At 40.7% G+C, this 24014-nt stretch carries 25 protein-coding genes; 17 read left to right on the top strand and 8 right to left on the bottom strand.

The annotated features are described in order from the left end of the window. Positions 1–2 precede the first annotated feature (2 nt). The 14 genes from AC056_RS03430 to AC056_RS03365 are packed head-to-tail and all read left to right on the top strand — an operon-like array spanning position 3 to position 13165. Positions 3–743, top strand: a complete 741-nt coding sequence (locus AC056_RS03430; protein ID WP_077162753.1) for a glycosyltransferase family 2 protein — start codon at positions 3–5, stop codon at positions 741–743. A gap of 2 nt (positions 744–745) precedes the next feature. Next, complete coding sequence (locus AC056_RS03425) at positions 746–1672, top strand: acyltransferase (protein ID WP_100290124.1); 927 nt, start codon at positions 746–748, stop codon at positions 1670–1672. Between the two features lies 1 nt (position 1673). Continuing rightward, positions 1674–3209: an HAL/PAL/TAL family ammonia-lyase gene (locus AC056_RS03420; RefSeq protein WP_077162752.1), complete on the top strand. Its 1536-nt coding sequence runs from the start codon at positions 1674–1676 to the stop codon at positions 3207–3209. 9 nt (positions 3210–3218) lie between these two features. Beyond that, positions 3219–3647 carry an acyl-CoA thioesterase gene (locus tag AC056_RS03415; protein ID WP_077162751.1) on the top strand — a complete coding sequence of 143 codons (429 nt, stop codon included), beginning with the start codon at positions 3219–3221 and terminating at the stop codon, positions 3645–3647. After that, positions 3647–4276, top strand: coding sequence for a LolA family protein (locus AC056_RS03410; RefSeq protein WP_077162750.1), 630 nt, complete (start codon positions 3647–3649; stop codon positions 4274–4276). The genes AC056_RS03415 and AC056_RS03410 overlap by 1 nt, the downstream gene beginning before the upstream one ends. Next, positions 4251–6563, top strand: coding sequence for an MMPL family transporter (locus AC056_RS03405; protein WP_265733976.1), 2313 nt, complete (start codon positions 4251–4253; stop codon positions 6561–6563). Before AC056_RS03410 ends, AC056_RS03405 begins: the two co-directional genes overlap by 26 nt. A gap of 30 nt (positions 6564–6593) precedes the next feature. Beyond that, positions 6594–7889 (top strand): NAD(P)/FAD-dependent oxidoreductase, encoded by a 1296-nt coding sequence (locus tag AC056_RS03400; protein ID WP_077162749.1) that lies wholly within the window; start codon positions 6594–6596, stop codon positions 7887–7889. A 2-nt stretch (positions 7890–7891) separates the two neighbouring features. Beyond that, positions 7892–8437 carry a DUF3261 domain-containing protein gene (locus AC056_RS03395; RefSeq protein ID WP_077162748.1) on the top strand — a complete coding sequence of 182 codons (546 nt, stop codon included), beginning with the start codon at positions 7892–7894 and terminating at the stop codon, positions 8435–8437. Then, positions 8434–9636: a beta-ketoacyl-[acyl-carrier-protein] synthase family protein gene (locus tag AC056_RS03390; protein ID WP_077162747.1), complete on the top strand. Its 1203-nt coding sequence runs from the start codon at positions 8434–8436 to the stop codon at positions 9634–9636. The genes AC056_RS03395 and AC056_RS03390 overlap by 4 nt, the downstream gene beginning before the upstream one ends. Further along, positions 9636–10061, top strand: coding sequence for a 3-hydroxylacyl-ACP dehydratase (locus AC056_RS03385; protein WP_077162746.1), 426 nt, complete (start codon positions 9636–9638; stop codon positions 10059–10061). Before AC056_RS03390 ends, AC056_RS03385 begins: the two co-directional genes overlap by 1 nt. 23 nt (positions 10062–10084) lie before the next feature. Further along, complete coding sequence (locus AC056_RS03380; RefSeq protein ID WP_077162745.1) at positions 10085–10810, top strand: 3-ketoacyl-ACP reductase FabG2; 726 nt, start codon at positions 10085–10087, stop codon at positions 10808–10810. Beyond that, positions 10810–12036, top strand: a complete 1227-nt coding sequence (locus tag AC056_RS03375; RefSeq protein ID WP_077162744.1) for a beta-ketoacyl-ACP synthase — start codon at positions 10810–10812, stop codon at positions 12034–12036. Before AC056_RS03380 ends, AC056_RS03375 begins: the two co-directional genes overlap by 1 nt. A gap of 11 nt (positions 12037–12047) precedes the next feature. Further along, positions 12048–12482, top strand: a complete 435-nt coding sequence (locus tag AC056_RS03370; RefSeq protein WP_033846462.1) for a hypothetical protein — start codon at positions 12048–12050, stop codon at positions 12480–12482. Positions 12483–12508: 26 nt separating this feature from the next. Then, positions 12509–13165 (top strand): 4'-phosphopantetheinyl transferase family protein, encoded by a 657-nt coding sequence (locus AC056_RS03365; protein WP_077162743.1) that lies wholly within the window; start codon positions 12509–12511, stop codon positions 13163–13165. A gap of 67 nt (positions 13166–13232) precedes the next feature. Here AC056_RS03365 and secB read toward each other — a convergent pair whose 3' ends face one another. The 4 genes from secB to rsgA all read right to left on the bottom strand — a co-directional run bounded on the left by secB (position 13233) and on the right by rsgA (position 15560). Then, positions 13233–13691 (bottom strand): protein-export chaperone SecB, encoded by a 459-nt coding sequence (secB, locus tag AC056_RS03360; protein WP_077162742.1) that lies wholly within the window; start codon positions 13689–13691, stop codon positions 13233–13235. Between the two features lie 27 nt (positions 13692–13718). Then, positions 13719–13976, bottom strand: coding sequence for a glutaredoxin 3 (gene grxC / locus AC056_RS03355; RefSeq protein WP_002114715.1), 258 nt, complete (start codon positions 13974–13976; stop codon positions 13719–13721). A gap of 11 nt (positions 13977–13987) precedes the next feature. After that, positions 13988–14404, bottom strand: a complete 417-nt coding sequence (locus AC056_RS03350; protein WP_004698745.1) for a rhodanese-like domain-containing protein — start codon at positions 14402–14404, stop codon at positions 13988–13990. Between the two features lie 97 nt (positions 14405–14501). Then, on the bottom strand, positions 14502–15560 hold the full coding sequence (rsgA, locus tag AC056_RS03345; protein WP_004698743.1) for a ribosome small subunit-dependent GTPase A: 1059 nt from the start codon (positions 15558–15560) through the stop codon (positions 14502–14504). Positions 15561–15685: 125 nt separating this feature from the next. On the opposite strand from rsgA, the gene orn reads away from it, so the two are divergent. The 3 genes from orn to AC056_RS03330 all read left to right on the top strand — a co-directional run bounded on the left by orn (position 15686) and on the right by AC056_RS03330 (position 18080). Beyond that, positions 15686–16252 carry an oligoribonuclease gene (orn, locus tag AC056_RS03340; protein ID WP_004698740.1) on the top strand — a complete coding sequence of 189 codons (567 nt, stop codon included), beginning with the start codon at positions 15686–15688 and terminating at the stop codon, positions 16250–16252. A 156-nt stretch (positions 16253–16408) separates the two neighbouring features. Continuing rightward, on the top strand, positions 16409–17140 hold the full coding sequence (locus tag AC056_RS03335; RefSeq protein WP_077162741.1) for a Bax inhibitor-1/YccA family membrane protein: 732 nt from the start codon (positions 16409–16411) through the stop codon (positions 17138–17140). 136 nt (positions 17141–17276) lie between these two features. Further along, positions 17277–18080, top strand: a complete 804-nt coding sequence (locus tag AC056_RS03330) for an enoyl-ACP reductase FabI (protein ID WP_004698737.1) — start codon at positions 17277–17279, stop codon at positions 18078–18080. Positions 18081–18148: 68 nt separating this feature from the next. Here the strand turns inward: AC056_RS03330 and AC056_RS03325 are convergent, their stop codons facing one another. The 4 genes from AC056_RS03325 to holA all read right to left on the bottom strand — a co-directional run bounded on the left by AC056_RS03325 (position 18149) and on the right by holA (position 24007). Continuing rightward, a complete protein-coding gene (locus AC056_RS03325; RefSeq protein ID WP_077162857.1) occupies positions 18149–19549 on the bottom strand; it encodes an efflux transporter outer membrane subunit in 1401 nt (466 codons plus the stop codon). Positions 19550–19571: 22 nt separating this feature from the next. Further along, positions 19572–21566 (bottom strand): MacB family efflux pump subunit, encoded by a 1995-nt coding sequence (locus AC056_RS03320; RefSeq protein ID WP_077162740.1) that lies wholly within the window; start codon positions 21564–21566, stop codon positions 19572–19574. A gap of 2 nt (positions 21567–21568) precedes the next feature. Then, positions 21569–22909 (bottom strand): MacA family efflux pump subunit, encoded by a 1341-nt coding sequence (locus tag AC056_RS03315; protein WP_077162739.1) that lies wholly within the window; start codon positions 22907–22909, stop codon positions 21569–21571. Between the two features lie 108 nt (positions 22910–23017). Beyond that, a complete protein-coding gene (holA, locus tag AC056_RS03310) occupies positions 23018–24007 on the bottom strand; it encodes a DNA polymerase III subunit delta (protein WP_004698728.1) in 990 nt (329 codons plus the stop codon). Positions 24008–24014: the final 7 nt, after the last annotated feature.

Genomic DNA, 24014 nt, shown 5'->3' with positions numbered 1-24014 from the left:
AAATGCAGACCAACTATGGCTTTATTATCCCAGTCTATAATCATCCACATTTCTTAGCAGACTTGATTGCTAATTTGGATGGTTTTCATCTGCCGATTGTGTTGGTAAATGACGGAAGCGATAATGCGTGTAGCCAAATTTTAAGAGGCTTGGCAGAGCAATATCCTCAAATTCATTTAATTGAGCATGAGGTAAATAAAGGCAAAGGCCAAGCTGTAATAACCGGATTACGCGCAGCGCATGCGCTTGGTTTAAGTCATGCATTACAACTCGATGCCGATGGTCAGCATTGCTGGGATGACATTCCAAAATTTCTGGAACAGTCTCGGCAGCATTCAGATGCGATGGTGATTGGTCAGCCATATTTCGATGCCTCTATTCCCAAAAAGCGCCTATATGGACGTTACATCACCCACTTTTGGGTGTGGTTAAATAGTTTATCGTTTGAGATTAAAGACAGTATGTGTGGTTTCCGAGTGTATCCACTTGAAAGCACTATTAAGGTATTGAATAGCGCTAAATTCCAGCCACGTATGGGTTTTGATAGTGAAATTTTAGTGCGTTTAAAATGGGAAAATATTCCTTTTATTAATGTTCCGACGCCAGTGGTTTATCCAGAGCAGGGGATTTCCCATTTTCATGCTTGGCGAGACAACTTAGGTCTAAGCAAGGCACATGCAACTCTATTTATGGGGATGCTGATTCGTTTGCCGAAACTGTTAAAACATAAGCTGCAAGGTTAACCATGACACAGTCAGCTTCTCCCAAATGGAATGATATTAAAGAGCGTGGTGGCATGTTGCCATTAATGTTAATGCTTTGGTTTTATCGTTTTGGTGGACGTTGGTTATGCAAGTTTGTGATGTACTTCGTCATTATGTGGTACTGGTTATTTGCTGCCACAGCAAGACAGGCTTCCTTACTTTATTTACAAAAACTGCATCATTTTGCTAGATCACAGTCGCCGTTTAGTCACCAACCAAATTGGACAAATAGCTACGCGCATTTCATGCAATTTGGCGAATGTATTTTAGATAAGATTGAGGGCTGGCTAGGCAATATTCCAGAACAAAAACTGGAAATTTTTGGACATGAGTATTTTCATCAGCACTACCAAAAGGGCGCTCTAATAGTTGTTTCGCATTTTGGTAATATTGAGTTGCTTCGCGCAATAAAATCAGACCATCCACAGAAAATTAATGTGTTGGTTTATCAAAAACATGCAACGAAATTTAATGATTTTCTCAAAAAAATAAATGATAAAGCAGATGTTTGTCTCTTATCGGTCGATGAACTCGGTATTGAAACGGCTATGTTGCTACAAGATAAAATGCAACAAGGTGAGTGGGTCATTGTTGCGGCAGACCGAGTGCCTGTACAGTCAGATCGTGTACAGCAGCTAGAGTTTTTAGGGGAAACTGCTGCATTTCCACAAGGCGCATGGATTTTGGCAAATTTGCTTAAAGTGCCGGTCATAGCAGTATTTTGTTATCGCATGCAGCAACAATTTCAAGTGCATATCCATCTCATTTCAGAGCAGGTAAATTTACCGCGTGCTCACCGTATTGAAAGTATGCAAAGTGTGACCCGAACCTATGTAAATGTATTAGAGCAGCATTGCATGCGAGCTCCTTATCAATGGTTTAATTTTTATAATTTTTGGACGAAATAACATGCGTTTGTTAACCGTAGGGGAACAACCACTTTGCATTGAAGATGTTGTTGCTGTAGCCAGAGGCGAATGTCAGGTTGCTTTACCTGCATCCTCTGAATGGCGTGAACTGACTCAAAAAGGAGCTGATTTTCTCGATCAGTTACTTGAAGAAGAAGGAGTTATCTATGGTGTGACCACGGGTTACGGTGACTCATGTTTAGTTGAAGTTCCATTGCATCAGGTCAATGAATTACCGCTGCATCTTTCTCGTTTTCATGGCTGTGGTTTAGGTGAAAACCTTGATGTAATTACTGCACGTGCAGTCGTTGTTACTCGTTTATGTTCATTGGCACGTGGTTATTCAGGTGTGTCGATCGCTTTGCTGGAACGCTTAGTTTGGTTGCTCAATGAAAATGTGATTCCGGTTATTCCATCTGAAGGTTCAGTGGGGGCAAGCGGTGATTTAACGCCATTGTCTTACATCGCGGGAACTTTAGTTGGTGAGCGTGATGTTTATGTTGATGGACGAATTGTTCCGGTTGCTCAAGTGTATGCCGAAAAAGGGTTGCAGCCTTTAACACTCAGACCGAAAGAGGGCTTGGCCCTTATGAATGGTACTGCCGTGATGACGGCAATTGCATGTTTAAATTATAAAAAAGCAGAACAGATTGCTTTTGCAAGTACTTTGATTACTGCACTGAACGTATTGGCATTGGAAGGAAATCCAAGTCATTTCGATGAAGTTCTGTTTGCACAAAAGCCGCATCCAGGGCAGCAACAGATTGCCAAGCAATTACGTGATTGGCTGAACAGTGAAGTACAAACCGCACATCAGAGTCCACGCTTGCAAGATCGTTACTCATTACGCTGTGCGCCGCATATTATTGGCGTGTTTGAAGACTCAAAAGTATGGCTACGTCAGTTTATTGAAAATGAGCTGAATTCGAGTAATGACAATCCATTGATTGATCCTGTCGGCATGCGTGTGTTGCATGGTGGTCACTTCTACGGTGGACATATTGCACAGGCAATGGATAGCTTAAAAATTATGATTGCCAATATTGCTGACTTGATGGACAGACAGATTGCACAGTTGGTTGATCATAAAATGAATCATGGTTTACCACGTAATCTAACAGGTGCGACGGCTGAACGTTTACCACTGAATCATGGTTTTAAAGCTGTACAAATCGGGGTATCCGCGTGGACAGCTGAGGCTCTAAAAAACACTTTAGCCGCTTCAATTTTTTCACGTTCAACCGAATGCCATAACCAAGACAAAGTCAGTATGGGAACGATTGCTGCACGTGATGCGAGCCGTGTGATTACTTTGACACAGCAAGTAATTGCAGCGCTATGCTGTGCGAGTGTACAGGCGATTCATTTGAAAGGTTTAACGGAACAATTAAGCCCAACATTACAAGCCTTCATGCAATGGACCTTACAAAGCTTTGCATTTGTCGAAGAAGATCGACCATTACAAACCGAATTACAACAGATTGTTGATCGTTTAGACCAACTTGAATTGTTTAATCAACCAGAATTTATGGGATAAGGTGAGCGAATGCATGCGGATGTAATCATTGAGATTCCATTTCATGATGTTGATACCATGAATGTGGTTTGGCATGGACACTATTTAAAGTATTTTGAAATTGCACGCTGTAAATTGCTTGATCAATTTCATTACAACTATATGCAAATGAAAGAATCTGGTTATGCATGGCCTGTGATAGAAAGTCACGTCCGTTATGCATATGGTATTGAGTTTGAACAAAAGATTCGGGTTCGGGCTATTTTAAAAGAATGGGAAAACCGTTTAAAAATAGACTATTTGATTTTTGATGCCGAGTCTGGAAAGCGTTTAACCAAGGGCTATACCACACAGGTTGCTGTAAATATTGCAAACCGTGAAATGTGCCTTCAGTCACCTCAGGTTTTATTTGAACGTTTAAATGCGTGGTCTGGGTTCCAACCAACGAGGGGAGCATGATGTCTAAATTTGTTAAAACTTTAGGGATAGGTCTCACAGTATGGATGGGCAGCTTGAGCGCCGTTTATGCGGCCTCAACAGAAGTGACACAGATTTTTCAGCAGTTGGCACAAACGCCGATAGTCCGTGCTGATTTCGAGCAGCAAAAGAAATTACCGTCTTTGAATAAAACCTTTGTATCCAACGGTTCTCTGCTATTTGCGAAATCTTATGGTGTGGCATGGCAAATTAAACGTCCGGTACAGGCGGATCTCATTGTTACTCCAACTAAATTGGTACAAAAGACTCAGCGAACATTTAGCCAGATTCAAATTGATCAATCACCTTATAGTTCTGTTGCAACACTCTTTTTGCAGTTAATGTCAGGTAATGAACAAGCCTTGGCAAAGAACTTTAATGTAGTGAGTGCAAACTATAGTCCAGCGGGCTGGAATATTAGTTTAACGCCAAAAAGTAGCTTATTTAAAAAACTGTTTGTGCGTGTAGATGCTCAAGGTCAACAGTATGTAAACCAAATTGTGATTACTGAAAAAGCCAATAATTTGACCACAATTCGCTTTAGTCACCAGACTTCTAAACCGACGACTTTAATGGCTGCCGAGCATGCACTTTTCCAATTGGCAGAATAAATTTACTGTACTGTGGCTAATCGCGCTCTTACTCATGGCTGTGGGGTTGGGTATAACGTGGCTTAAAAAAGATATCCATATTCAGACGGATATTTTTGCGCTATTGCCAAAAATGCAGCAGGACCCACAGCTTGCACGTACTCAGCAGTATATGAATGAGCAACTCAATAACAAAGTATTTGTTGTAGTTGATGCTAAAGATGAGTCTGAGATACAACACGCGACGGAGTTTTTAACGGTACAAGCTAGCAGTCCATTATGGCAACCTTTAAAACCACAACTTGATTTTGATCAATTTGCAAAGCAGCTCTATCAACATCGAGTAGGTTTATTGAGTGAGCAAGATAAAGAGCTATTACAAAAAAAAGACTACTCGGCACTTAGCGAACAAAGCTTAATGCAGATGATGAGTCCAGGCCTACCTGTGACAGAAGAATCACTTAAGCAAGATCCATTACTCTTGTTTACTCGTTATGCCATGCAATTGGCAAACCCATCCCAGCAAGATATTGAAATGGAACAAGGTTTTGCGACTATTCATCATGATCAGGGGCTTTCACGGTTATTTGTATTACAGTTAACCCAAAGCCCATACAATATTGATTATCAAGAACAAGTATCGAACTGGATTGATCAGACCAAACAAAAATTAGCTGCAATGGGGCTAAATTCTCATTGGACGGGAACGATTTTATTTACAAATTTTGGAACTCAATCGGCTAAAGAGGAAATCTCGACCATTGGTGTTGGTTCGACATTAGGTCTTATTTTTCTGGTATGGTTTGGTTTCCGTTCATTACGTCCTATGGCGACAGAATTTATTGCTGTTTCGACCGGAAGCTTTGTTGCATTTGCAGTGACTCACTGGATATTTGGGGAAATCCATCTCATTACTTTAGTATTTGGTGCGAGTCTAATTGGGGTTTGTGTCGATTTTTCTTTTTACTTTATGGCAATGCAATCTCAGCATCGTAAGCTAGGTGGTTTCCAGATTTTATTACCTTTATTGCCTAGTTTATTTATGGGTTTAATGACCACCTTGGTGGCTTATGTCTTTTTGAGTTTTACACCATTTCCCGGGTTTAGACAGATTGCGGTATTTTCAATTGTCGGATTAACTGCGGCTTGGATTAGTAGTGTGCTTTTATTACCAAGACTACCTGCACTTAATGCCCAGCCAGCCATACATGCTTTGTCATGGATTGGACAAACACGACTGTGGTTTCAGCAACGTGCAAAAATACGTTATAGCTTGATCGCGACTATTTTAGTTGCGGGTACAGTGAGTCTTTTTTACCTTAAAACAAACGATGATATTCGTAATTTGCAAGGTATGGATGCGAGCTTAAAGCAGCAAGATCAAACTGTACGTGAACAATTTGGACAACAACAAGGCAGTGATTATTTTGTGGTAAAAGCCGCCTCTACAAATGAAATGCAGCAACAGGAACAACAACTCATTGGACAGTTGCAGCAGTTACAGGCAAAAGGGGAAATTTCTGCATTTCAAGCTTTGGGACAGTGGATTCCACCGTTGGTTCAACAGCAACATAATGTGCAGCTATTACAAAGTATCCCACGCTCCACCTTAGAAGAATATGCACAAAGTATGGGGCTAAATGTGGCTGATGTTTTGCAATGGCAACAGCAGCTCGCGAAACAACCCTTATTGGATTTCGCCGTATTTAAAGATCATCCTCTAGCTTTTTTACAGCTCCAAGCGAATGAACGCTTGGTTATGGTGACAGGAATAAAACATCCAGAAGTTTTAAGAGGGTTACAGTCTCAATATGTGCATTTTCAGCAACCGATTGCAACAATGTCGCAAATGTTTGCCGAGCATAGGGTACAGGCTCAGCATCTTCTGATTTATGCATTAATTGGATTAACACTAGGCTTAGCCATTATTTATGGCTTAAGTTCGATTGTGCCTTTGGTTCTGCCTGTGAGTTTGGCGTTATTGAGCACTTTTGCTGTTCAGGCGTGGTTAGGTGTAGAAATTAATTTGTTTAGTATTATGGCGACTTTCCTGATCATTGGGATCGGTGTCGACTATGCAATTTTTTATCGACATGGGCATGATCATCCACAAGTAGTTGGAATGGCGTTATTTTTATGTATGATGTCGACCTTACTTGGCTTTGGATTACTTTCATTTAGCCATACGTATGCAATTCACTGTTTTGGTTTGACGGTTTTATTTGGGGTTATTTTCTCATTCATCTATGCGACTTTACTTACCCCGGCAGATGAAAAACATATCGTGAATTTACAAGACCATTCATAATTTGAATAAATTAAAAAGGAAAGTTGTGCTATGAGCACTTTAGAAAAAATTGATGTAGTGATTATTGGGGCGGGTCCATCAGGAAGTTCTGCTGCGGCACTTCTGCGCAAGAAAGGCTATAAAGTTGCGGTTTTGGAAAAGCAGTATTTCCCACGATTTTCAATTGGTGAGTCATTACTACCGCAATCTATGGCGTTTTTAGAAGAGGCCGGTTTACTAGAAACAGTTCGCGAGCATGTCGAGCAATATGCGTTTCAATTTAAAAATGGTGCGGCCTTTTTACGGGGTAAACAACGCAGTTTTTATGACTTTACTGAAAAATTTACCGATGGGCCGGGGACGACTTGGCAGGTTCGCCGTGCAGATTTTGACAATTTACTTGCTAAACAAGCTCAGGCTTATGGGGCAGACCTTCGTTTTGGACATGAAGTTTTAGATGTAGACGTAGCAGCAGAACAGCCTATTCTTACGGTATTAGATGAAAATCAGCAAAGCTATCAAATTCAAACCAAGTTCTTACTTGATGCAAGTGGGTTTGGTCGAATTTTGCCAAAATTGTTAGATTTAGAGAGTCCATCAAACTTTCCGGTACGTCGTGCATTTTTTACTCATATTGAAGATGGTATTGCCGATGCCCCTGATTTTGATCGTAATAAAATTTTAATTACTGTACATGAAAAAGACCACCGTGCATGGTATTGGCTAATTCCATTTGCTGATGGCCGAGCTTCTTTGGGTGTAGTGGCTGAACAAGATTTCTTTGACAAATACACAGTTGAAAATGCTGCCGATAATGAGCCAGAGGCAATGTTCAAACGCATTTTAGCTGACGAACCAAGCTTGTCAGAGGTACTACGTCAAGCTAAGTTTGATACGCTAGTACGTACTTTGGTGGGCTACTCTGCCAATGTTAAGCATTTGGCAGACCGCAACTATGCACTTTTAGGAAATGCAGGTGAGTTTCTTGATCCAGTGTTTTCATCAGGTGTGACTATCGCGTTAAAATCTTCCAGCTTGGCGGTTCCTTTGGTTGAGCGTGTTTTGCAAGGTGAACAGGTAGACTGGTTGCAAGAATATGAAAAACCGCTGCGCCGTGGCATTCAGGTGTTTCGTGCCTATGTTGAGTCATGGTATGAAGGTGAATTTCAGGACGTCGTTTTTTCACAAAATCAGAATGATGGCATTCGCCGTATGATTTCTTCATTACTGGCGGGTTATGCATGGGATGAAAAAAACCCAATTCATAAAAATGCCAAACGTAGACTTAGCACCCTAGCAGAATACTGTCGTGAAGGCTTAACGCAAGAACAGGTATTAGAGGTATAAGCATGCAGCGCAAATGGATGATGATATTACTTGGTGGTTGCCTATGTTTTACGGGCTGCCAAGTGATGCCACATGCGAAAGGTTTACAAAGTCCCTTATGGAAAACTCAAGCTTATCAAAGACAGGATCAGGTTGAAGTTCAGTGGAAACAGCAAAGTTTTAGTTTTTTGCTTTATCAGCAACAGCACGGAACTGTACTGGATATGGTCGCTTTGAGCTTGACTGGACAACAGCTGTTTAAATTACAGTTTGATGGGCAACGAGTTCATGTAGAGCAGCGTATTGACCAAATGCGCTTATTACCTTTTGAATTTGTGGTACGTGATCTTTTATTTGCGACCTACCCAAAATTTTCAAGCTTGGGACAACAAGTTGTAGAAATGAAGCAACAGGCTGATAATCAGGATATTTATATTGATAAACAGCCTGTATTACACATCAAGAAAGGTCAGGGAAGTATCGAGTTACTTAATCAACAAGTTCCTTATAGCATGACGCTAAGTTCGATTGAAAATACCTTGCAGCCTCAAAAAAGCAGTACACCATGAGCGTTTCATCTATAAATAATTCTGCTCAAATGGCAGTCGGCATACAGTTCAGTGTAGGTTTATCTGCATTAGGTTGTGAACCTGATCAAATCAAACAAGCATTACAACAGCCGCAGCAAACCTTAACTTTGCGTGATGATTTAATCGTTGATCGTAATGTTTGGGTGGGACAATATACGCACTCATTGTGTTCGAGTGTGCCCGATGCCTTACAGTCTGTCGATTCTCGTAATTTAAGATTTGCTCTGACTGCTTTAGCAAAAATTGAAACCGAACTAAAAAGTTATACAGAGAAGTTTCCATCAAAACGTTTAGCGATTGTGGTTGGAACCTCTACTTCTGGTATTTCTGATAGTGAATTATTGCTTAAGCAATATTTTGAAGGACAAACTCAGCAACTCATTTCTCACCGACGTCAGGAAATGAGTTGTTTAGCAAAAGCCTTACAACAGTATTTAAATTGGGAAGGGCCAGCATATACCATCTCTACTGCTTGTTCCTCAAGTGCTAAAGCATTGGCTGCGGGTCAGCGTTTGCTACAAGCCGATTTAGCTGATGCAGTACTGGTCGGTGGTGTCGATACTTTGTGCCAACTCACACTCAATGGATTTAATAGCCTAGAGAGTTTATCTAGCGATATTTGTCAGCCATGTGGAGCCGGACGTGATGGTATTAATATTGGTGAAGCCGCAGCCTTCTTTTTGCTCACTAAAGAACAAACACCTGTCATGTTAATGGGCGCAGGAGAATCAATGGATGCATGGCATATTTCTGCTCCGCATCCGGAAGGTAAAGGTGCAGCTATCGCTATGAAGCGCGCATTGGAAATGGCAAATATATCTGCACAAGATATTGGATATTTAAATCTTCATGGAACTGCAACTCCACAAAACGATGCCATGGAAATAAAGGCTGTACGACAAGTCTTTGGCGATTATCAAGTTGCTTTAAGTAGTACCAAGCATAAAACTGGACATTGTCTTGGTGCTGCGGGTGCTATAGAAGCGTTTATTTGTGAGCAGATTTTAAAAGATCAGAGCTGGCTACCATTGCATCGAAATGTTGAGATTGATCCGGATTTAGCTGATCAAAACTATGTGCAAAATGCCGAACTAAAACAGCCCATCCGTTATGTGATGAGTAATTCTTTCGCTTTTGGGGGAAGTAATATTAGTCTTGTTTTTGGAGTGAAGCCCTAATGAAACTGGAGGCAATTCAATATATTCCTCATGAGCAACCAATGGTGTTTATAGACCATTTAACTGAGGTTGCAGAAGGGCGAGCACAAGCTGAGCTAACCATTACACCTGAGCTTATGTTTTGTGAAGCAGAAGGTTTACCGACATGGGCAAGTATTGAAATTATGGCGCAAACCATTAGTGCTTACTCAGGCTGGCAAGGCCAACAGTCAAAACAAGCACCAAAAGTCGGATTTTTATTGGGAACACGTAAATTACATTTACCTATTCCTTATTTCGCCTTGGGTTCTCGATTGATCATTCAAATAGAACAACAATATTTTCATGAAGGACTTGGGCAATTTTCCTGTGAAATTCAATATGCTGAACACTGCATTCAAGCAACGTTAAGTGTATTTGAGCCAACAGAATCACCATTTGAATAACCACAAAGAATTAGGAATACATTGTGACAAGACGAATTTTAGTAACGGGTTCAAGTCGAGGAATTGGGAAGGCGATTGCATTACAACTGGCAAAGGCTGGTTTTGATGTAACGGTACATGCACGTTCGCGTCAGGCAGAGGCCGAGCAAGTCGTACAAGAGATTCAGGCATTAGGACAAAATAGCCATTATTTAATGTTTGATGTAAATGAGCGCAGTACGGTTCAGCAAATTTTAGAACAAGATGTCGAGCAGCATGGTGCTTTTTATGGCGTGGTTCTCAATGCTGGGCTTACCCATGATGGTGCTTTTCCTGCACTCACCGATCAAGACTGGGATGAGGTGATTTCGACCTCATTAGATGGCTTCTATAACGTTTTAAAACCGCTCATTATGCCAATGATTCACTTACGCAAGGGCGGGCGTATTGTCACTTTATCTTCTGTTTCTGGAATTATGGGTAACCGTGGTCAAGTGAACTATAGCGCTGCAAAAGCAGGTTTAATTGGTGCGACCAAAGCCTTGGCACTCGAGTTGGCGAAGCGAAAAATTACCGTGAACTGTGTTGCACCGGGACTGATTGAAACCGAAATGGTCACCGATGAAGTTAAAGAACATGCACTTAAAATGATTCCGTTACAGCGCATGGGACAGGTCGGTGAAGTGGCAAGCGTAGTGAAATTTTTATGTTCAGATGAAGCCTCTTATGTAACCCGACAGGTGATCTCTGTAAATGGAGGACTCATCTGATGAAGCGCGTTGTTGTAACAGGAATGGCAGGGATTACCTCTTTAGGTGAAACTTCCGACGAAATTTTTTCTCAATTTAATGCAGCAAAAAGTGGCATCCGCTATATGCCTGAATGGGAGCAATATGTTGACCTTCGGACTAAGCTAGGTGGTCCAGTTGAAACATTTCATGTTCCTAAGCACTTTAACCGTAAAGTGACCCGTGGTATGGGGCGTGTTGCGCTCATGTCTGTGGTATGTGCTGAAACAGCTTTGCAAAATGCTGGTTTACTTGGGCACGAAATTTTGTCCAGTGGTGAAACAGGCGTTGCATTTGGTTCTTCTGCGGGGAGCGTAGAGGCTGTAGGTGAGTTTGCAAACATGTTGCTTCATCAGAGCATGAGTAAGATTAATGCAACCACTTATATACGTATGATGGCCCATACAAGTGCTGTCAATATGACCGTATATTTTGGCTTAAAAGGCTTAACTTTACCTACGTCTAGTGCTTGTACTTCTGGCTCTATGGCCATTGGTCAAGCTTATGAAGCAATTAAATATGGCAAACAACTGGTCATGATTGCGGGTGGTGCAGAAGAGCTTAGTGCTGCGGGCGCGGCTGTTTTTGATGTTCTATTTGCCACAAGTAATATGAATGATCAACCAGAAAAAACACCACGTCCATTTGATGCAAAACGAGATGGTTTAGTCATTGGGGAAGGTGCAGGCTGTTTAATTTTAGAAGAATACGAACATGCCAAAGCGCGTGGTGCACATATCTATGCTGAACTTATTGGATATGGAAGCAATACTGATGGACAGCATGTAACTAAACCTGACGCTGAGATGATGGGGCGTTGTATGGAGCTGGCGCTTAAAGATGCATCTTTGCAGGCTAGTGATATTGGTTATGTAAACGCACATGGCACATCGACCGATCAAGGGGATATAGCAGAAAGTCAGGCGACAGCAAAAGTTTTAGGACGTAAGCCAATTAGTTCATTAAAAAGTTATTTTGGGCATACGCTGGGGGCTTGTGGTGCTATTGAAGCTTGGCTCAGTATTGAAATGATGAACCGTAATTGCTTTATTCCGACATTAAATCTAGATGAAATTGACCCACTTTGTGGAGATCTAGATTATATCGTTCAGCAACCTAAAGCGCTCGATGCAGACATTATTATGAGTAACAATTTTGCTTTTGGTGGGATTAATACTTCACTTATTTTTAAACGTGTTAAACAATAAGGAACACAACAATGTTAAATAAGAAACTTTTATTGGTAGCAATGCTGAGTGCTGGTTTTACTGCTACCGTTCAGGCCGCTGATGAAGTACATCATTTAAACTTTAAAGAAGCTGTAGACCGTGCCGTAGCAGATGGAACTTTGGATGGCTCTGTAAAATTTTATTTAAGTGGTACAAAGTCGGGTGGTAAAGTCATTCAAAAAGATGTGGTAACCAATAAAAAGACTAATGGTTTTGCTAAATCAGCAGAAGCTTCATGTGATTGGGTTTTACGTTCAGCGCTTATTCAAATGCAAAACAATGCTAAAGCACAAGGTGCAAATGCAGTGACCAATATTGTGAGTTATTTTAAGTCCAATGAAACGCGTAGTACGACGACTTATGACTGTTATAAAGGCACAATGATGGCTGGCGTAACGCTTAAAGGCGACATCGTTAAATTTTAATTTATTTGGTAAATAGGATCGAGATAATGTCTGAGCATATTATAGATGTTTATACACAGGCATTATCTCAACTTCTTTTAAAGTCGAAACAAGACTTTCCCGACTTTCGTAAATTTAATGATTATAAAAAGCAGCAAATACAGCACATTAAAAATAAGTTATTAGCTCAAAAGTTAAGTGTAAACCCAACAGATTTGCAATTTGCAAAACATGAATATGGCAAACCTTATTTATTGGACCATACTTTGCATTTTAACCATTCGCATAGTCAGCAATATTATGCTTTGGCGCTAAGTGAACGTGTTAAAGATATTGGTATAGATGTTGAAGAACTGGATCGTAAAGTCCGTTTAGATAGTCTGGCACAACATGCCTTTCATCCTGATGAATATGCAACATGGCAAACTCTAGAACAAGATAGAGAGTTTTGGTTTAAAGTTTGGACCACTAAAGAAGCTGTTTTAAAAGCTTCAGGTCTTGGTATACGTTTGGATTTAAATACTTTAAATACTCAAGTGCATCCTACCAATCATGGTGGATTATGCTCGCATGAACTTATTGGAACGTTTGCTTATCAAAACTTTATCTTAGGTAACATGATTTTAACGGTCGCATGGCGTTCCGAGCAGTCTTGTCGTGGGTTTCAGTTTCCTTCTATTCAGCTTCATTCGCTTGATGGCTAACAAACGAAACAGTAGATATAAAAAAACCGCGAATTACGCGGTTTTTTTGTTTAGAGCAAGCTATAAATTAAGCTTGACCTTCAGCGGCAGCAGCTTGAGCACGTTCCATATTTGCTTCGAACTCTGCATCAAAATTGATAGGAGTAAGAAGTAATTGAGGGAAGCTACCCTTAGTGACTAAGTCATTTACAGCTTCACGTAAGAACGGGAACAAAATGTTCGGGCAGTATGCACCCAAAATGTAAGGTAAGCGATCTTCTTCGATGTTATCGATTAAGAAAATACCAGATTGAGTTACATCTACGATGAACGCTGTTTCATTGTCATTATTGGCTTCAACCACAACTTTTAAAGATACTTCAAAGTGAGTTGGGTCAATCTTTTCTGCAGCAGAAGAAAGATTGATGTTAAGTTCAGGTTGCCATTGTTTAGTAAAAACTTGTGCCCCTGGAACCTCAAAAGAAATATCTTTTGTATAAATACGTTCTAAAGCTAATTGTGGTTGAACTTGTTGTTCTTCGCTCATTGTTTTTTCCTTAATATGGATGCGAGGTTAAGCCAATAATTCGTCGAGTTTACCTTCACGCTCTAAAGCATAAAGTTGGTCAAAACCACCGATAAACTGATCATTAATAAAAATTTGTGGAACAGTACGGTGGTTGGTACGTTGCATTAATTCAACACGTACTTCTGGTGCTTCAACAGAAAGATTTACTTCTTTGTAAGCAACACCTTTACGCTCAAGTAATTGTTTCGCGCGAACGCAATATGGGCATACAGAAGTTGAGTAAACAATGACATTTGCTGCCATAACAATTCTCCTTAAGCTTTTGGTTTGCTTTTAACGAGAGGTAAGCCTTGAGCTTTCCAGTTACTGATACCACCATCGAGGCGATAGCTGTCATGGTGAGCGACTTTCTGTAAAGCACTACCAGCAACTTGCCCTAGGTTGCAAATAAATACCAATGGACGGTCACTTGCTTTTAATTCATCAGCATGACTTGCAATTTGGCTATAAGGAATATTGCGGCTACCACTAATGTGACCTTCGCGGAAGTCTTTGCTATCGCGTAAGTCAATTAAAATAGCATTCTTCGCTTTCACTAAAATACCAAGCGACTGTGGAGAAATTTTACGACCGTTACGTTGACCTTCAAAAATGAAGAACAATACGATCAAGACTCCGAGTGTACCAAACAAAATGGGGTGATTCCCCATAAACTCTAACCAGCGTTCCACAAGTCACCTAAAAAAATTAAAAACAAAATTGACCTAGAGTATAGCGTATATAGATGGTGATCAAAATCACCACTTCAAGGGCAAAAGGGATAGAAAATTAGTTTTTTTGCTGCGCTTCTTGAATCTCATCGATTAAACGTAAGAAGCTGTCTAAGCGTCGTGGCAAAATTTCACCTGCTTCAACAGCCTGTTTTAAGCCACAGTTCTTTTCATGAGTATGCGTGCAATTACGGAACTGACATGAGCCTAAATGCGCTTCAATTTCAGGAAAACCCATACGAATTTTTTCTAAATCGAGATGCCAAAGCCCAAACTCACGAATTCCTGGCGAATCAATTAAGGCACCATTTTTACCAAAGTTGATTAAGCGCGTAGAAGTCGTGGTGTGTTGACCAAGTGCAGAGTTTTCAGAAATAATATTGGTTTTCTGCTCGGCATCTGGAATAAGCACATTAATAAGCGAGCTTTTACCAACCCCTGACTGACCAACAAAAGCAACAGTTTCACCATCAAGTCGTTGAGATAATGTTGAAATATCACCTTTAGAATGACAAATCATGCTTTCATAACCTAAATCTTCATACTCTTTGAGCATGTCGAGAATCGGATCGTTTTCAGTGAGTAGATCTGATTTATTCAGCACTAGAAGGGCAGGAATATTTGCATCTGCACATGCCACTAAGTAGCGGTCAATCAAAGTAGGTGCTGGTTCTGGAAGTGGAGCAAAAACAATAACGATTAAACTGATATTGGCTGCCACAGGTTTTACTTTGTGATAGCGATCTGGACGAGTAAGCAATGAAGTACGTGGGTGAATTGCAGTAATAATTCCTAAGCCTGTGTTAGGGTCTGCCTGCCATTTAACACGATCACCAGTTACAAGTAACTCAAGATTAGTACGGGTATGACAGCGCCATACGCTTTTGAGCTCAATCGGTTTCCAAAATGGTTCTGGTTCGCCTTCGGCAACTTGAGGTTTTTCTGGGTGATGCTCGGGTACAGAAAGTGCCTGTACTTCAAGTTGACGGCCATAGTGCTGTACAACCAGCCCATCTAGATCTTGTGAAGTATCGACTTCTTCTTGGCGAGTTTTATGCTGTTTTTCAATACGACGTTGCTGTTGCTCAGTTAAACGACGCTTACGAATTAGAGCCATTCATATCCCAAAAAAACCATTGTTTGAAGACCGCAAAAATAGCACGAAGCTGGTATGGAATTACAGCGCAGAAGCAAGAAATTTGCTACTATTGATGTTTTTACGGCATTTTAGAACGTACATACATGAGCAGTACTTTAAATACACGATTAATTTGGATTGATCTGGAAATGACCGGTTTAGATACCGACAACGACCAGATTATTGAAATCGCAACAATTATTACAGATGATCATTTAAATGTACTTGCCGAAGGTCCGGTTTTGGCTATTCATCAACCTGATCGTATTTTAAATGCAATGGATGAGTGGAACACTCGCCAGCATGGCCAGTCAGGTTTAATTGAACGAGTTCGTCGTAGTAAGTTGACCGCCCGTGATGCTGAGTTACAGACTTTAGAATTCCTAAAAAAATGGGTCAATCCCAAAATTTCACCAATGTGTGGTAACTCGATTTGTCAGGATCGCCGTTTCTTACATCGTTTAATGCCTGAGCTTGAGCAGTATTTCCACTATCGTAATCTTGATGTATCTACGATCAAAGAACTCTCAAAACGCTGGCGCCCTGAAATTATGAGCGGCCTGAAAAAGAATGCATCGCATTTGGCAATGGATGATATTCGTGACTCAATTTCTGAACTTAAATATTACCGTGAATACTTTTTCATTATGAATACTGATGGTAAAGATTAATGACGTTGTTCAAGTAAAAATGAAAAGGGGGCTAAAGCTCCCTTTTTTATTGTTTAAAGGACATTGTTACAATAATGCCAAGGGCTAATTTGGCTTTCATATTCATTTTGCTTAAAATGATGTTTTAAGTTTATTTATTATAAAAAGAGAGCATTTATGCAAAGTAATAACCCGATACTGACTCGCGTTGAAACGGTCAGTGACTATAGTCAACCGATGACCGTGCAAGGTGCGATTCAAAAATCTGTGATGTTGACCATCATTGCTGCCGCAGTGGGTGTCGCTTTATTTTTCTATGCAGCCTTTACTGCAAATGTTGGTATTGCTTACGCAGCATCAATTGTGGGTGCAATTGGTGGCTTGGTTTTAGCTTTAATTACAACGTTTAAACCAACAACTGCGCCAACATTGGCAATTCCGTATGCCTTATTTGAAGGGGCATTTCTAGGTGGTATTTCGTTTACTTTCCAGTTGAAATACCCTGGAGTTCCTCTTCAAGCTTTATTGGCAACCTTCGTAACCACTTTAGTGATGTTTGGCTTATATAAGTTTCAAATTATACGCGCTACTGAAAAGTTCAAATCAGTTGTCATCTCTGCATCTTTAGCGATCTTTATTGTATTTATCGTGCAGATGGTGATGCGCTTAGCGTTTGGCTCAAGCGTTCCTTATATTTTTGAAAGTAACTGGTTAGGAATTGGTTTTGCTGCATTCGTTGCAGTTATTGCCTCACTTAACCTAATTTTAGATTTTGATTTAATTGAAACCAATGCGGCATACCGTGCTCCAAAATTCATGGAATGGTTGTGTGGTATTGCGTTGCTTGCAACTTTAGTCTGGATGTATATCTCGTTCTTACGTCTAATTGGCTTATTGTCTGATGACTAAAATTTAGATCATAAAAAGTCGCTCCTCTATAGGGGCGATTTTTTTTCGTGCGATTTTTGAAAAAAGATGCATTATGCAATTTCGAAAACTGCTGAATATTGGCATTATGCTGAAAATTGTTTTGAGTGAGATCGGCATGACACAAGGACTTTTAGCAGGTAAGCGCTTTTTGATCGCAGGCGTTGCTAGTAAATTATCAATTGCTTTTGGTATTGCCCAAGCATTACACCGTGAAGGTGCTGAGCTTGCATTTACTTATCCGAACGAAAAATTAAAAAAACGTGTAGATGAGTTTGCTGAGCAATTCGGTTCTAAGCTTGTGTTTCCATGTGATGTTGCCGTTGATGCTGAAATTGATAATGCATTTGCGGAACTTGCAAAACATTGGGATGGCCTAGACGGTGTTGTGCACTCAATCGGCTTTGCTCCTGCACACACACTTGACGGTGACTTCACTGACGTGACTGACCGTGACGGTTTTAAAATTGCTCATGACATTAGCGCATACAGCTTTGTTGCAATGGCACGTGCTGCAAAACCTTTATTACAAGCTCGCCAAGGTTGTTTATTAACTTTGACTTACCAAGGTTCTGAGCGCGTTATGCCTAACTACAACGTAATGGGTATGGCGAAAGCATCTTTAGAAGCTGGTGTTCGTTACTTGGCATCAAGCTTAGGTGTTGATGGTATCCGTGTAAACGCGATTTCTGCAGGTCCAATCCGTACTTTAGCTGCTTCTGGTATTAAATCTTTCCGTAAAATGTTAGATGCTAACGAAAAAGTCGCACCATTAAAGCGTAACGTAACGATTGAAGAAGTAGGTAATGCCGCGTTATTCCTATGCTCACCTTGGGCTTCAGGTATTACTGGTGAAATTCTATATGTAGATGGTGGTTTCAATACTGTAGGTATGAGCCAATCTATGATGGATGATGAATAAGTTTTAAAATTTATTCAGACATAAAAAAGCCGTAGTTGAAGGACTACGGCTTTTTTTGTGGGCGCAAGTTATTGCGGCAACTCTTTTACAGGCGAACCACCTAACGCCTGCATAAGGGTAACATAAGCGTTGTATTGGCTTTGCTTGGTTTCAACAAGACTCAAGCGCGCAGTACGTGTAGTTTGCTGAGCATCGAGAAGTGTTTTCAATGCAACAGCACCATAACGATAACGCACTTCAGTTAAACGTTCGGTTTTTTCTGCAAGTTCAACATTACGTGCTTGAAACTCTACTTGTTTGTCGAGTTCAGTACGACTTGATAACGCATTTTCTACATCAGCAAAAGCTTGATAAAGCGTTTGGCGATATTGAATAATCGCTTTTTCATAGTCTAGGTCACTAATCGCAATATTTTTTTTCATATCGTTATATTGCAAAAATGGTAAGCTTAAACTCGCCCCAAGTGTAAGGGCAGGGTTACGTAATAACTCCGTTAACGACGTGCTACTTGAACCTAAACTACTGGTTAAGCTAATTGATGGATAGTAGCTTGCTTTTGTAGCATCTTTGGTTGCTAGAGTTTCTCGTAAGCGAAGCTCGGCTGCTTGCAAGTCTGGACGACGTGACAAAATATCCGCTGGTAAACCAGCACCAATAGCAGGAAGTGCAGTACGTGGTAAACGTTGTGGTTCTTGAATGTTGAGCTGTTGTACAGGTTCATGCAATAACACTGCAATGGCTGTACGGGTTTCAACCAGCTGTTGTTCAATTTGACTTAAACTTGCTTTCTGGCTTTGAACAGACTGTTCAGCTTGTGTGAGGTCTAAGCCTGAAACTGCGCCAGCTTTATATTGGGTTTGAACCAACTGATAAAGCTTTTGTGAAGTGGCTAAGCTTTGCTGCGCAGTTGCATAACGTTCATTTAAATAGCCGAGTTGCCAGTAGAGTTTAGCTGTAGTAGCAATCAGACTTTGCCCTGTAGACTGCAAATCTTGTTCAGTTGCTAAGGCTTCCCATTTGCTTGCTTCGGTTTGACGAGCAAGCTTGCCAAACAAATCAAGCTCATAACTTACACCTCCTTTAACTGATAATCCGCTAGAATTATCATCTCCAGAATTTAAATCGAAAGAATGGCCTGTTGAGATTCCCGTGTTTGTAACACGAAGCCCTTGTTGATTTGCAGTTAAATCAGCTTTTAAACGAGCTTGCTTTAAGGTGATTCCTGCAACAGCCAAATCGCTATTGCGTTGTAACACGTTACTTACAAGCTGGTTGAGCTGAGCATCGTTAAAAAGCGTCCACCAACGGTCAGAATATTGCTCGACTGATGCTGTTTTTGTTTTAGTTGGATTGTCGTACTGAAAGCTACCCGGAACCTGTACAGAAGGGGCTTGGTAAGGTGTTTTAACCATCGCTGCACAACCCACAAGAGAACTGGTGAGGAGAAGTGCTGCGCTAAGTTTAGTCATTGAAAAAGACATGCAATTTTCCTTATTCTCGTGATAGTGCTGCAACAGGGTCGAGTTTTGCGGCATTTTTGGCAGGCAAGAAACCGAATACGACACCAATTAATGTTGAGCAAACAAATGCAGCCACAATAGAAGTCGTCGAATATGCCACTACAAAATTACCTGCGGCTACTTTATTAATGAGTTGTCCTAGGCCGAGCGAAAGTAATACGCCAAGTACACCACCAATTAAACATACTAAAATTGCTTCGATTAGGAACTGCTGCAAAATATCACTTTGTCGAGCGCCGACAGCCATACGTACCCCAATTTCTTGTGTACGTTCAGTCACCGAAACCAACATAATATTCATTACACCGATACCACCAACCACCAGAGAAATTACGGCAATTGCTGAGACCAGAAGCGTCATGGTGCTGGTTGTTTTCTCAATGGTTTGACGAATACTGTCACTGTTCATGGTGAAAATATCTTGTGCACCATGACGTAGGGTTAATAGATTTACAATCGCATTTTCTGCGGCAGCAGTTGAATATTTGTCATTAACCCGCACAACAATATTGCGAACATGGGTTTGCCCCAACATACGGCTCATTACGGTTGTATAAGGCATATATACGTTAAGAGTACTATCTGAGCCCATTGCACTGTTTTGTGGTTCTACAACGCCAATAATACGGGCAGGTACACTGCCGAGTAATACGACTTGACCGATAGGGTTGGTACCATCACTAAAGAATTGTTTTTGAGTATTAGTATCAATAACCACATTCTGTGAGCGATCACGTACACTACGTTGATCAAAAGTTTGTCCATCTTTAAAGATCAAACCTTTCACATCGAAATAGTCATTACTTACACCATTAATGGTTGCATTAGCTTCATTTTGTTGGTAACGCATGGTTTTGGATGTGCTGACGATTGGGCTGACTGCACTTACATAAGGCTGGGTCATTAATGCATCAGCATCGGCAGGAACCAAAGTTTTAAAACTGGCTGTTTTGGAGTTGTCACCAAAACCTTTACCCTGAAAAACTGTAATGGTATTGGTACCGAGACCGCTAATATTTTCTAAAATCTGCTTTTGCGAGCCATTCCCCAGTGCGACAACCGTTACCACGGAAGCAATCCCGATAATAATACCTAACATGGTGAGGAAGGTACGCATACGGTGGGCATTCATGGACAGTAAAGCCATTTGGAAAGCTTCAGATAAGCGGTCTAAAGTTGAGCGCCAAGCCGAAATACTTTTACCTTTTTTCTGCTTGTTTTGTAGAGCAGGGGCTGCATCTGGGTCAGATTTAACTTCTTCTGTAGATTGGTCTGGAGCATTAGGACGGTCACTAATAATTTCCCCGTCACTAATTTCAATAATACGCGTTGCATTTTTTGCAACTTGCATATCGTGTGTAACCAAAATAATGGTATGGCCAGCGGCATTAAGTTCACGCAAAATACGCATCACCTCAACACCACTATGAGAGTCAAGTGCCCCTGTTGGTTCATCTGCCAGAATAACGTCACCGCCATTCATGAGGGCACGGGCAATAGAAACACGTTGCTGCTGACCACCAGAAAGTTGGCTTGGTCTATTGAGTGTTTTTGTGCCCAACCCTAATTCAGTGAGTAGAGCGGTTGCACGTTGTTTACGCTCGGAAGGGGTAACACCTGCATAAACAGCTGGAACTTCAACGTTACCTTCGGCTGACAAGTCACCGAGTAAATGATAACGCTGGAAAATAAAACCAAAATATTCACGGCGTAACTGCGCTAACTGGTCGGGTTCAAGTTTACCGGTTTCTTGACCATTAACCTTGTAACTACCACTCGTAGGTCGGTCCAAACAACCCAGAATATTCATGAGGGTCGATTTACCAGAACCAGATTGACCGACAATGGCAACCAGTTCACCTTCATAAATGGTCAGGTCAATGCCTTTTAAAATTTGTATTGTGCTTTCGCCAGCTGGGAACTCACGTATAAGATTGTGAATTTCGAGTAGAGCTAGTTTTGTCATGCTTACATTCCCATTGGACCTGGACCACGGGGACGATTATTTTTTGAGGCCGAAGCTGCAGAAGTATCTGAGCTGTCGGCAATGACAACTTGGTCACCTTGTTTTAATCCGGCAAGTACTTGAGCATTTACACGGTTGTTAATACCTATCAATATTTGAGTCGGTTTAGTTGTTCCATCTGCTTGTAAAATACGCACTACACTGAGCGTTGCCTTACCTTGTTCAACCAGTTGTTTTTGTTCAGCAGTTAAATTTAAGCGTTCTAAACGAGCACCATTACCTGTCTGTTTTCTTTCCGCACTTGGAGTTGAAGCAGCTTTGTCTGTAGCCTGACCAGATTTTTTCTGACCAGAAAATTGTTTATTACTTAAAGCAGAAGATGGAACCAGTAAAGCATTCTTTGCTGAATCTAGTACGATATAAACTTGAGCAGTCATATCAATACGTAATTTGCCATCTGTATTTGGAACGTCAAATAAAGCGTTGTAATAAACGGCTGAACTTGTAGTTGAGCTTGTCGTACTTGTTGTCTCACTAGAAATTGAATCTGGAGCTGGTTCAATCTGACGCAATGTCGCATAGCGTTTAGTTTCATCGCCTAGAGTAGTGAAGTAGACTTGTTGGCCTTTTTCTACTCGCATAATATCGGCTTCACTCACCTGTGCTTTAATCGTCATATTTTGTAGTTTTGCAATTTTAACGATCGTTGGAGCACTTTGGTTTGCGTTTACGGTTTGACCTTCTTCAGTCACAATCGCAACAACCGTACCGTCAGTTGGCGCAACAATACGTGTATAGCCAATATTTGTTTGTGCTGTTGAACGAGTAACTTTCGCAGACTCAATTTGTGCATCTAATGCTTTAACTTGTGCCTGAGCTGTTTTATAAGCAGCTTCAGCTGATTCTAAGTCGGCACGAGGTGTCGCATCTTGAGCATACATTTGTTGCTGACGACGATACTCAAGTTGTTTTTCATTTAAAGATGCCACTTGTTGAAGTCGCTGAGCTTCTAAGTTTTTAATGTTGGCATCAGATGTTTTTAAACTGTTTTCTTGGGTAGTCGAGTCAATTTGTGCAATCAGTTGGCCTTGTTTTACATGATCACCAAGTTGTACATACATTTTTTTAACCTGACCAGACACCTGAGCACCGACACTAATCAGTTTGGTTGCATCAAGTGTACCTGTGGCAAGTACATTATTTTCAATGTCTCCGCGAGTTACCTCTGCTGTAATATATTGAGGCTGCTGCTGTTTAGGCTTTAAAAATTTCCAAGCTAGCGCAGCAATAACGGCTATACAGACGACAATAATAACGAGTTTAATTGGCTTTATTTTTGGCATGGCAAGAGGTCGAAAAGTCTAAAATTTCACTTAGTATAAGAGTCAAATGAGGATAAAACGTGAATTTTTATGATATTTCAACAAAAGCAGCCGCCCAATTTATAAGCGCTATTGTATAAATAATGTTTTCCCACAAAGCTCGGCAATGGCCTGTTGCATTAAATGTTCGGCATTTTCATTCGACATGCCTTTGATCGCAGCATCGATTTGCAAGAGTAGAGTAGACCAGCCTAAAAACTGTTGTGGATTGAGTCTTCTTAAAGCTTGTTGATATAAGCTAACTTTTGTTTTCCAGATTCCTAGTTGCAATGCATTATGCGGTTGTTCAAACAACTGCATGAGTAAACGCATTTCTTTACTTAATGTCCATAAGATCAGGCTTTCAGGTTCACCAGAACCAATTAAATACTGGAAAATCTTAATCGACTGGGCAAGATTACCTTCTAATAAAGCATCACTTAAATCGTAAGTGGTGTAACGAGATTGATCTTGTAGACATGCATATAACTGTTCAATTTGAATCAGCTTTTGGTCTGGGAAAGTATCTCGTACACGCATTAAGCTATTTTTAGCAGCGAGTAAGTTGTGCTCATGATGCTGCATGAGCCACTGCCAAGCATCATTGTCGAGTTGAATTTCAAGCTTGTCTGCTTCGGCAGTTAAAATTCTTTGACGGTCTTGCGGGTAGTTGGCAGTTAGTGCAACCACAACGCCGTTTGCTTCAACAACTTGGAAAAAAGCAGACTTTAAACTGCTACTGTCTTGTTTAGGTAAAACAATTAACAGCAGGTTAGTTTCATTGTGCTGAATATAGCTTTTAAGCTGTTTTAGACCATTTGCATCAGGCTTGATATTGCCATGCACTTCAATCGCAAGTTGCTGCGAAAATAAAGACAAGCTGTTCAGTGCATTAAAAACATTTTTCCAGTCACTTACACTACTAATGTCATAGCGCTGTCTTTCAATGTCTTGCTGCTGCCAGCTTTTGCGGAAAGTATCTAATAAGTTTTGTTCAAGTAATGGTTCCTGTCCATGCAGAATCCACGCACCCCGAGCTTCCGGAATGCGTTTAAGAGCTTGTAAATAGTCAAGTTTCATTACTTAA

The sequence above is a fragment of the Acinetobacter genomosp. 33YU genome (assembly GCF_001990725.1).
GTDB classification, from domain to species: Bacteria; Pseudomonadota; Gammaproteobacteria; order Pseudomonadales; family Moraxellaceae; genus Acinetobacter; species Acinetobacter seifertii.
This window is presented reverse-complemented; position numbering and strand designations above follow the sequence as displayed.

Bases quoted from the DNA above. Each gene is read 5' to 3' on its own strand.
- AC056_RS03430 (WP_077162753.1), top strand. From the start codon at position 3: ATGCAGACCAACTATGGCTTTATTATCCCAGTCTATAATCATCCACAT.
- AC056_RS03425 (WP_100290124.1), top strand. From the start codon at position 746: ATGACACAGTCAGCTTCTCCCAAATGGAATGATATTAAAGAGCGTGGT.
- AC056_RS03420 (WP_077162752.1), top strand. From the start codon at position 1,674: ATGCGTTTGTTAACCGTAGGGGAACAACCACTTTGCATTGAAGATGTT.
- AC056_RS03415 (WP_077162751.1), top strand. From the start codon at position 3,219: ATGCATGCGGATGTAATCATTGAGATTCCATTTCATGATGTTGATACC.
- AC056_RS03410 (WP_077162750.1), top strand. From the start codon at position 3,647: ATGTCTAAATTTGTTAAAACTTTAGGGATAGGTCTCACAGTATGGATG.
- AC056_RS03405 (WP_265733976.1), top strand. From the start codon at position 4,251: ATGCACTTTTCCAATTGGCAGAATAAATTTACTGTACTGTGGCTAATC.
- AC056_RS03400 (WP_077162749.1), top strand. From the start codon at position 6,594: ATGAGCACTTTAGAAAAAATTGATGTAGTGATTATTGGGGCGGGTCCA.
- AC056_RS03395 (WP_077162748.1), top strand. From the start codon at position 7,892: ATGCAGCGCAAATGGATGATGATATTACTTGGTGGTTGCCTATGTTTT.
- AC056_RS03390 (WP_077162747.1), top strand. From the start codon at position 8,434: ATGAGCGTTTCATCTATAAATAATTCTGCTCAAATGGCAGTCGGCATA.
- AC056_RS03385 (WP_077162746.1), top strand. From the start codon at position 9,636: ATGAAACTGGAGGCAATTCAATATATTCCTCATGAGCAACCAATGGTG.
- AC056_RS03375 (WP_077162744.1), top strand. From the start codon at position 10,810: ATGAAGCGCGTTGTTGTAACAGGAATGGCAGGGATTACCTCTTTAGGT.
- AC056_RS03370 (WP_033846462.1), top strand. From the start codon at position 12,048: ATGTTAAATAAGAAACTTTTATTGGTAGCAATGCTGAGTGCTGGTTTT.
- AC056_RS03365 (WP_077162743.1), top strand. From the start codon at position 12,509: ATGTCTGAGCATATTATAGATGTTTATACACAGGCATTATCTCAACTT.
- secB (WP_077162742.1), bottom strand. From the start codon at position 13,691: ATGAGCGAAGAACAACAAGTTCAACCACAATTAGCTTTAGAACGTATT.
- grxC (WP_002114715.1), bottom strand. From the start codon at position 13,976: ATGGCAGCAAATGTCATTGTTTACTCAACTTCTGTATGCCCATATTGC.
- rsgA (WP_004698743.1), bottom strand. From the start codon at position 15,560: ATGGCTCTAATTCGTAAGCGTCGTTTAACTGAGCAACAGCAACGTCGT.
- orn (WP_004698740.1), top strand. From the start codon at position 15,686: ATGAGCAGTACTTTAAATACACGATTAATTTGGATTGATCTGGAAATG.
- AC056_RS03335 (WP_077162741.1), top strand. From the start codon at position 16,409: ATGCAAAGTAATAACCCGATACTGACTCGCGTTGAAACGGTCAGTGAC.
- AC056_RS03330 (WP_004698737.1), top strand. From the start codon at position 17,277: ATGACACAAGGACTTTTAGCAGGTAAGCGCTTTTTGATCGCAGGCGTT.
- AC056_RS03325 (WP_077162857.1), bottom strand. From the start codon at position 19,549: ATGACTAAACTTAGCGCAGCACTTCTCCTCACCAGTTCTCTTGTGGGT.
- AC056_RS03320 (WP_077162740.1), bottom strand. From the start codon at position 21,566: ATGACAAAACTAGCTCTACTCGAAATTCACAATCTTATACGTGAGTTC.
- AC056_RS03315 (WP_077162739.1), bottom strand. From the start codon at position 22,909: ATGCCAAAAATAAAGCCAATTAAACTCGTTATTATTGTCGTCTGTATA.
- holA (WP_004698728.1), bottom strand. From the start codon at position 24,007: ATGAAACTTGACTATTTACAAGCTCTTAAACGCATTCCGGAAGCTCGG.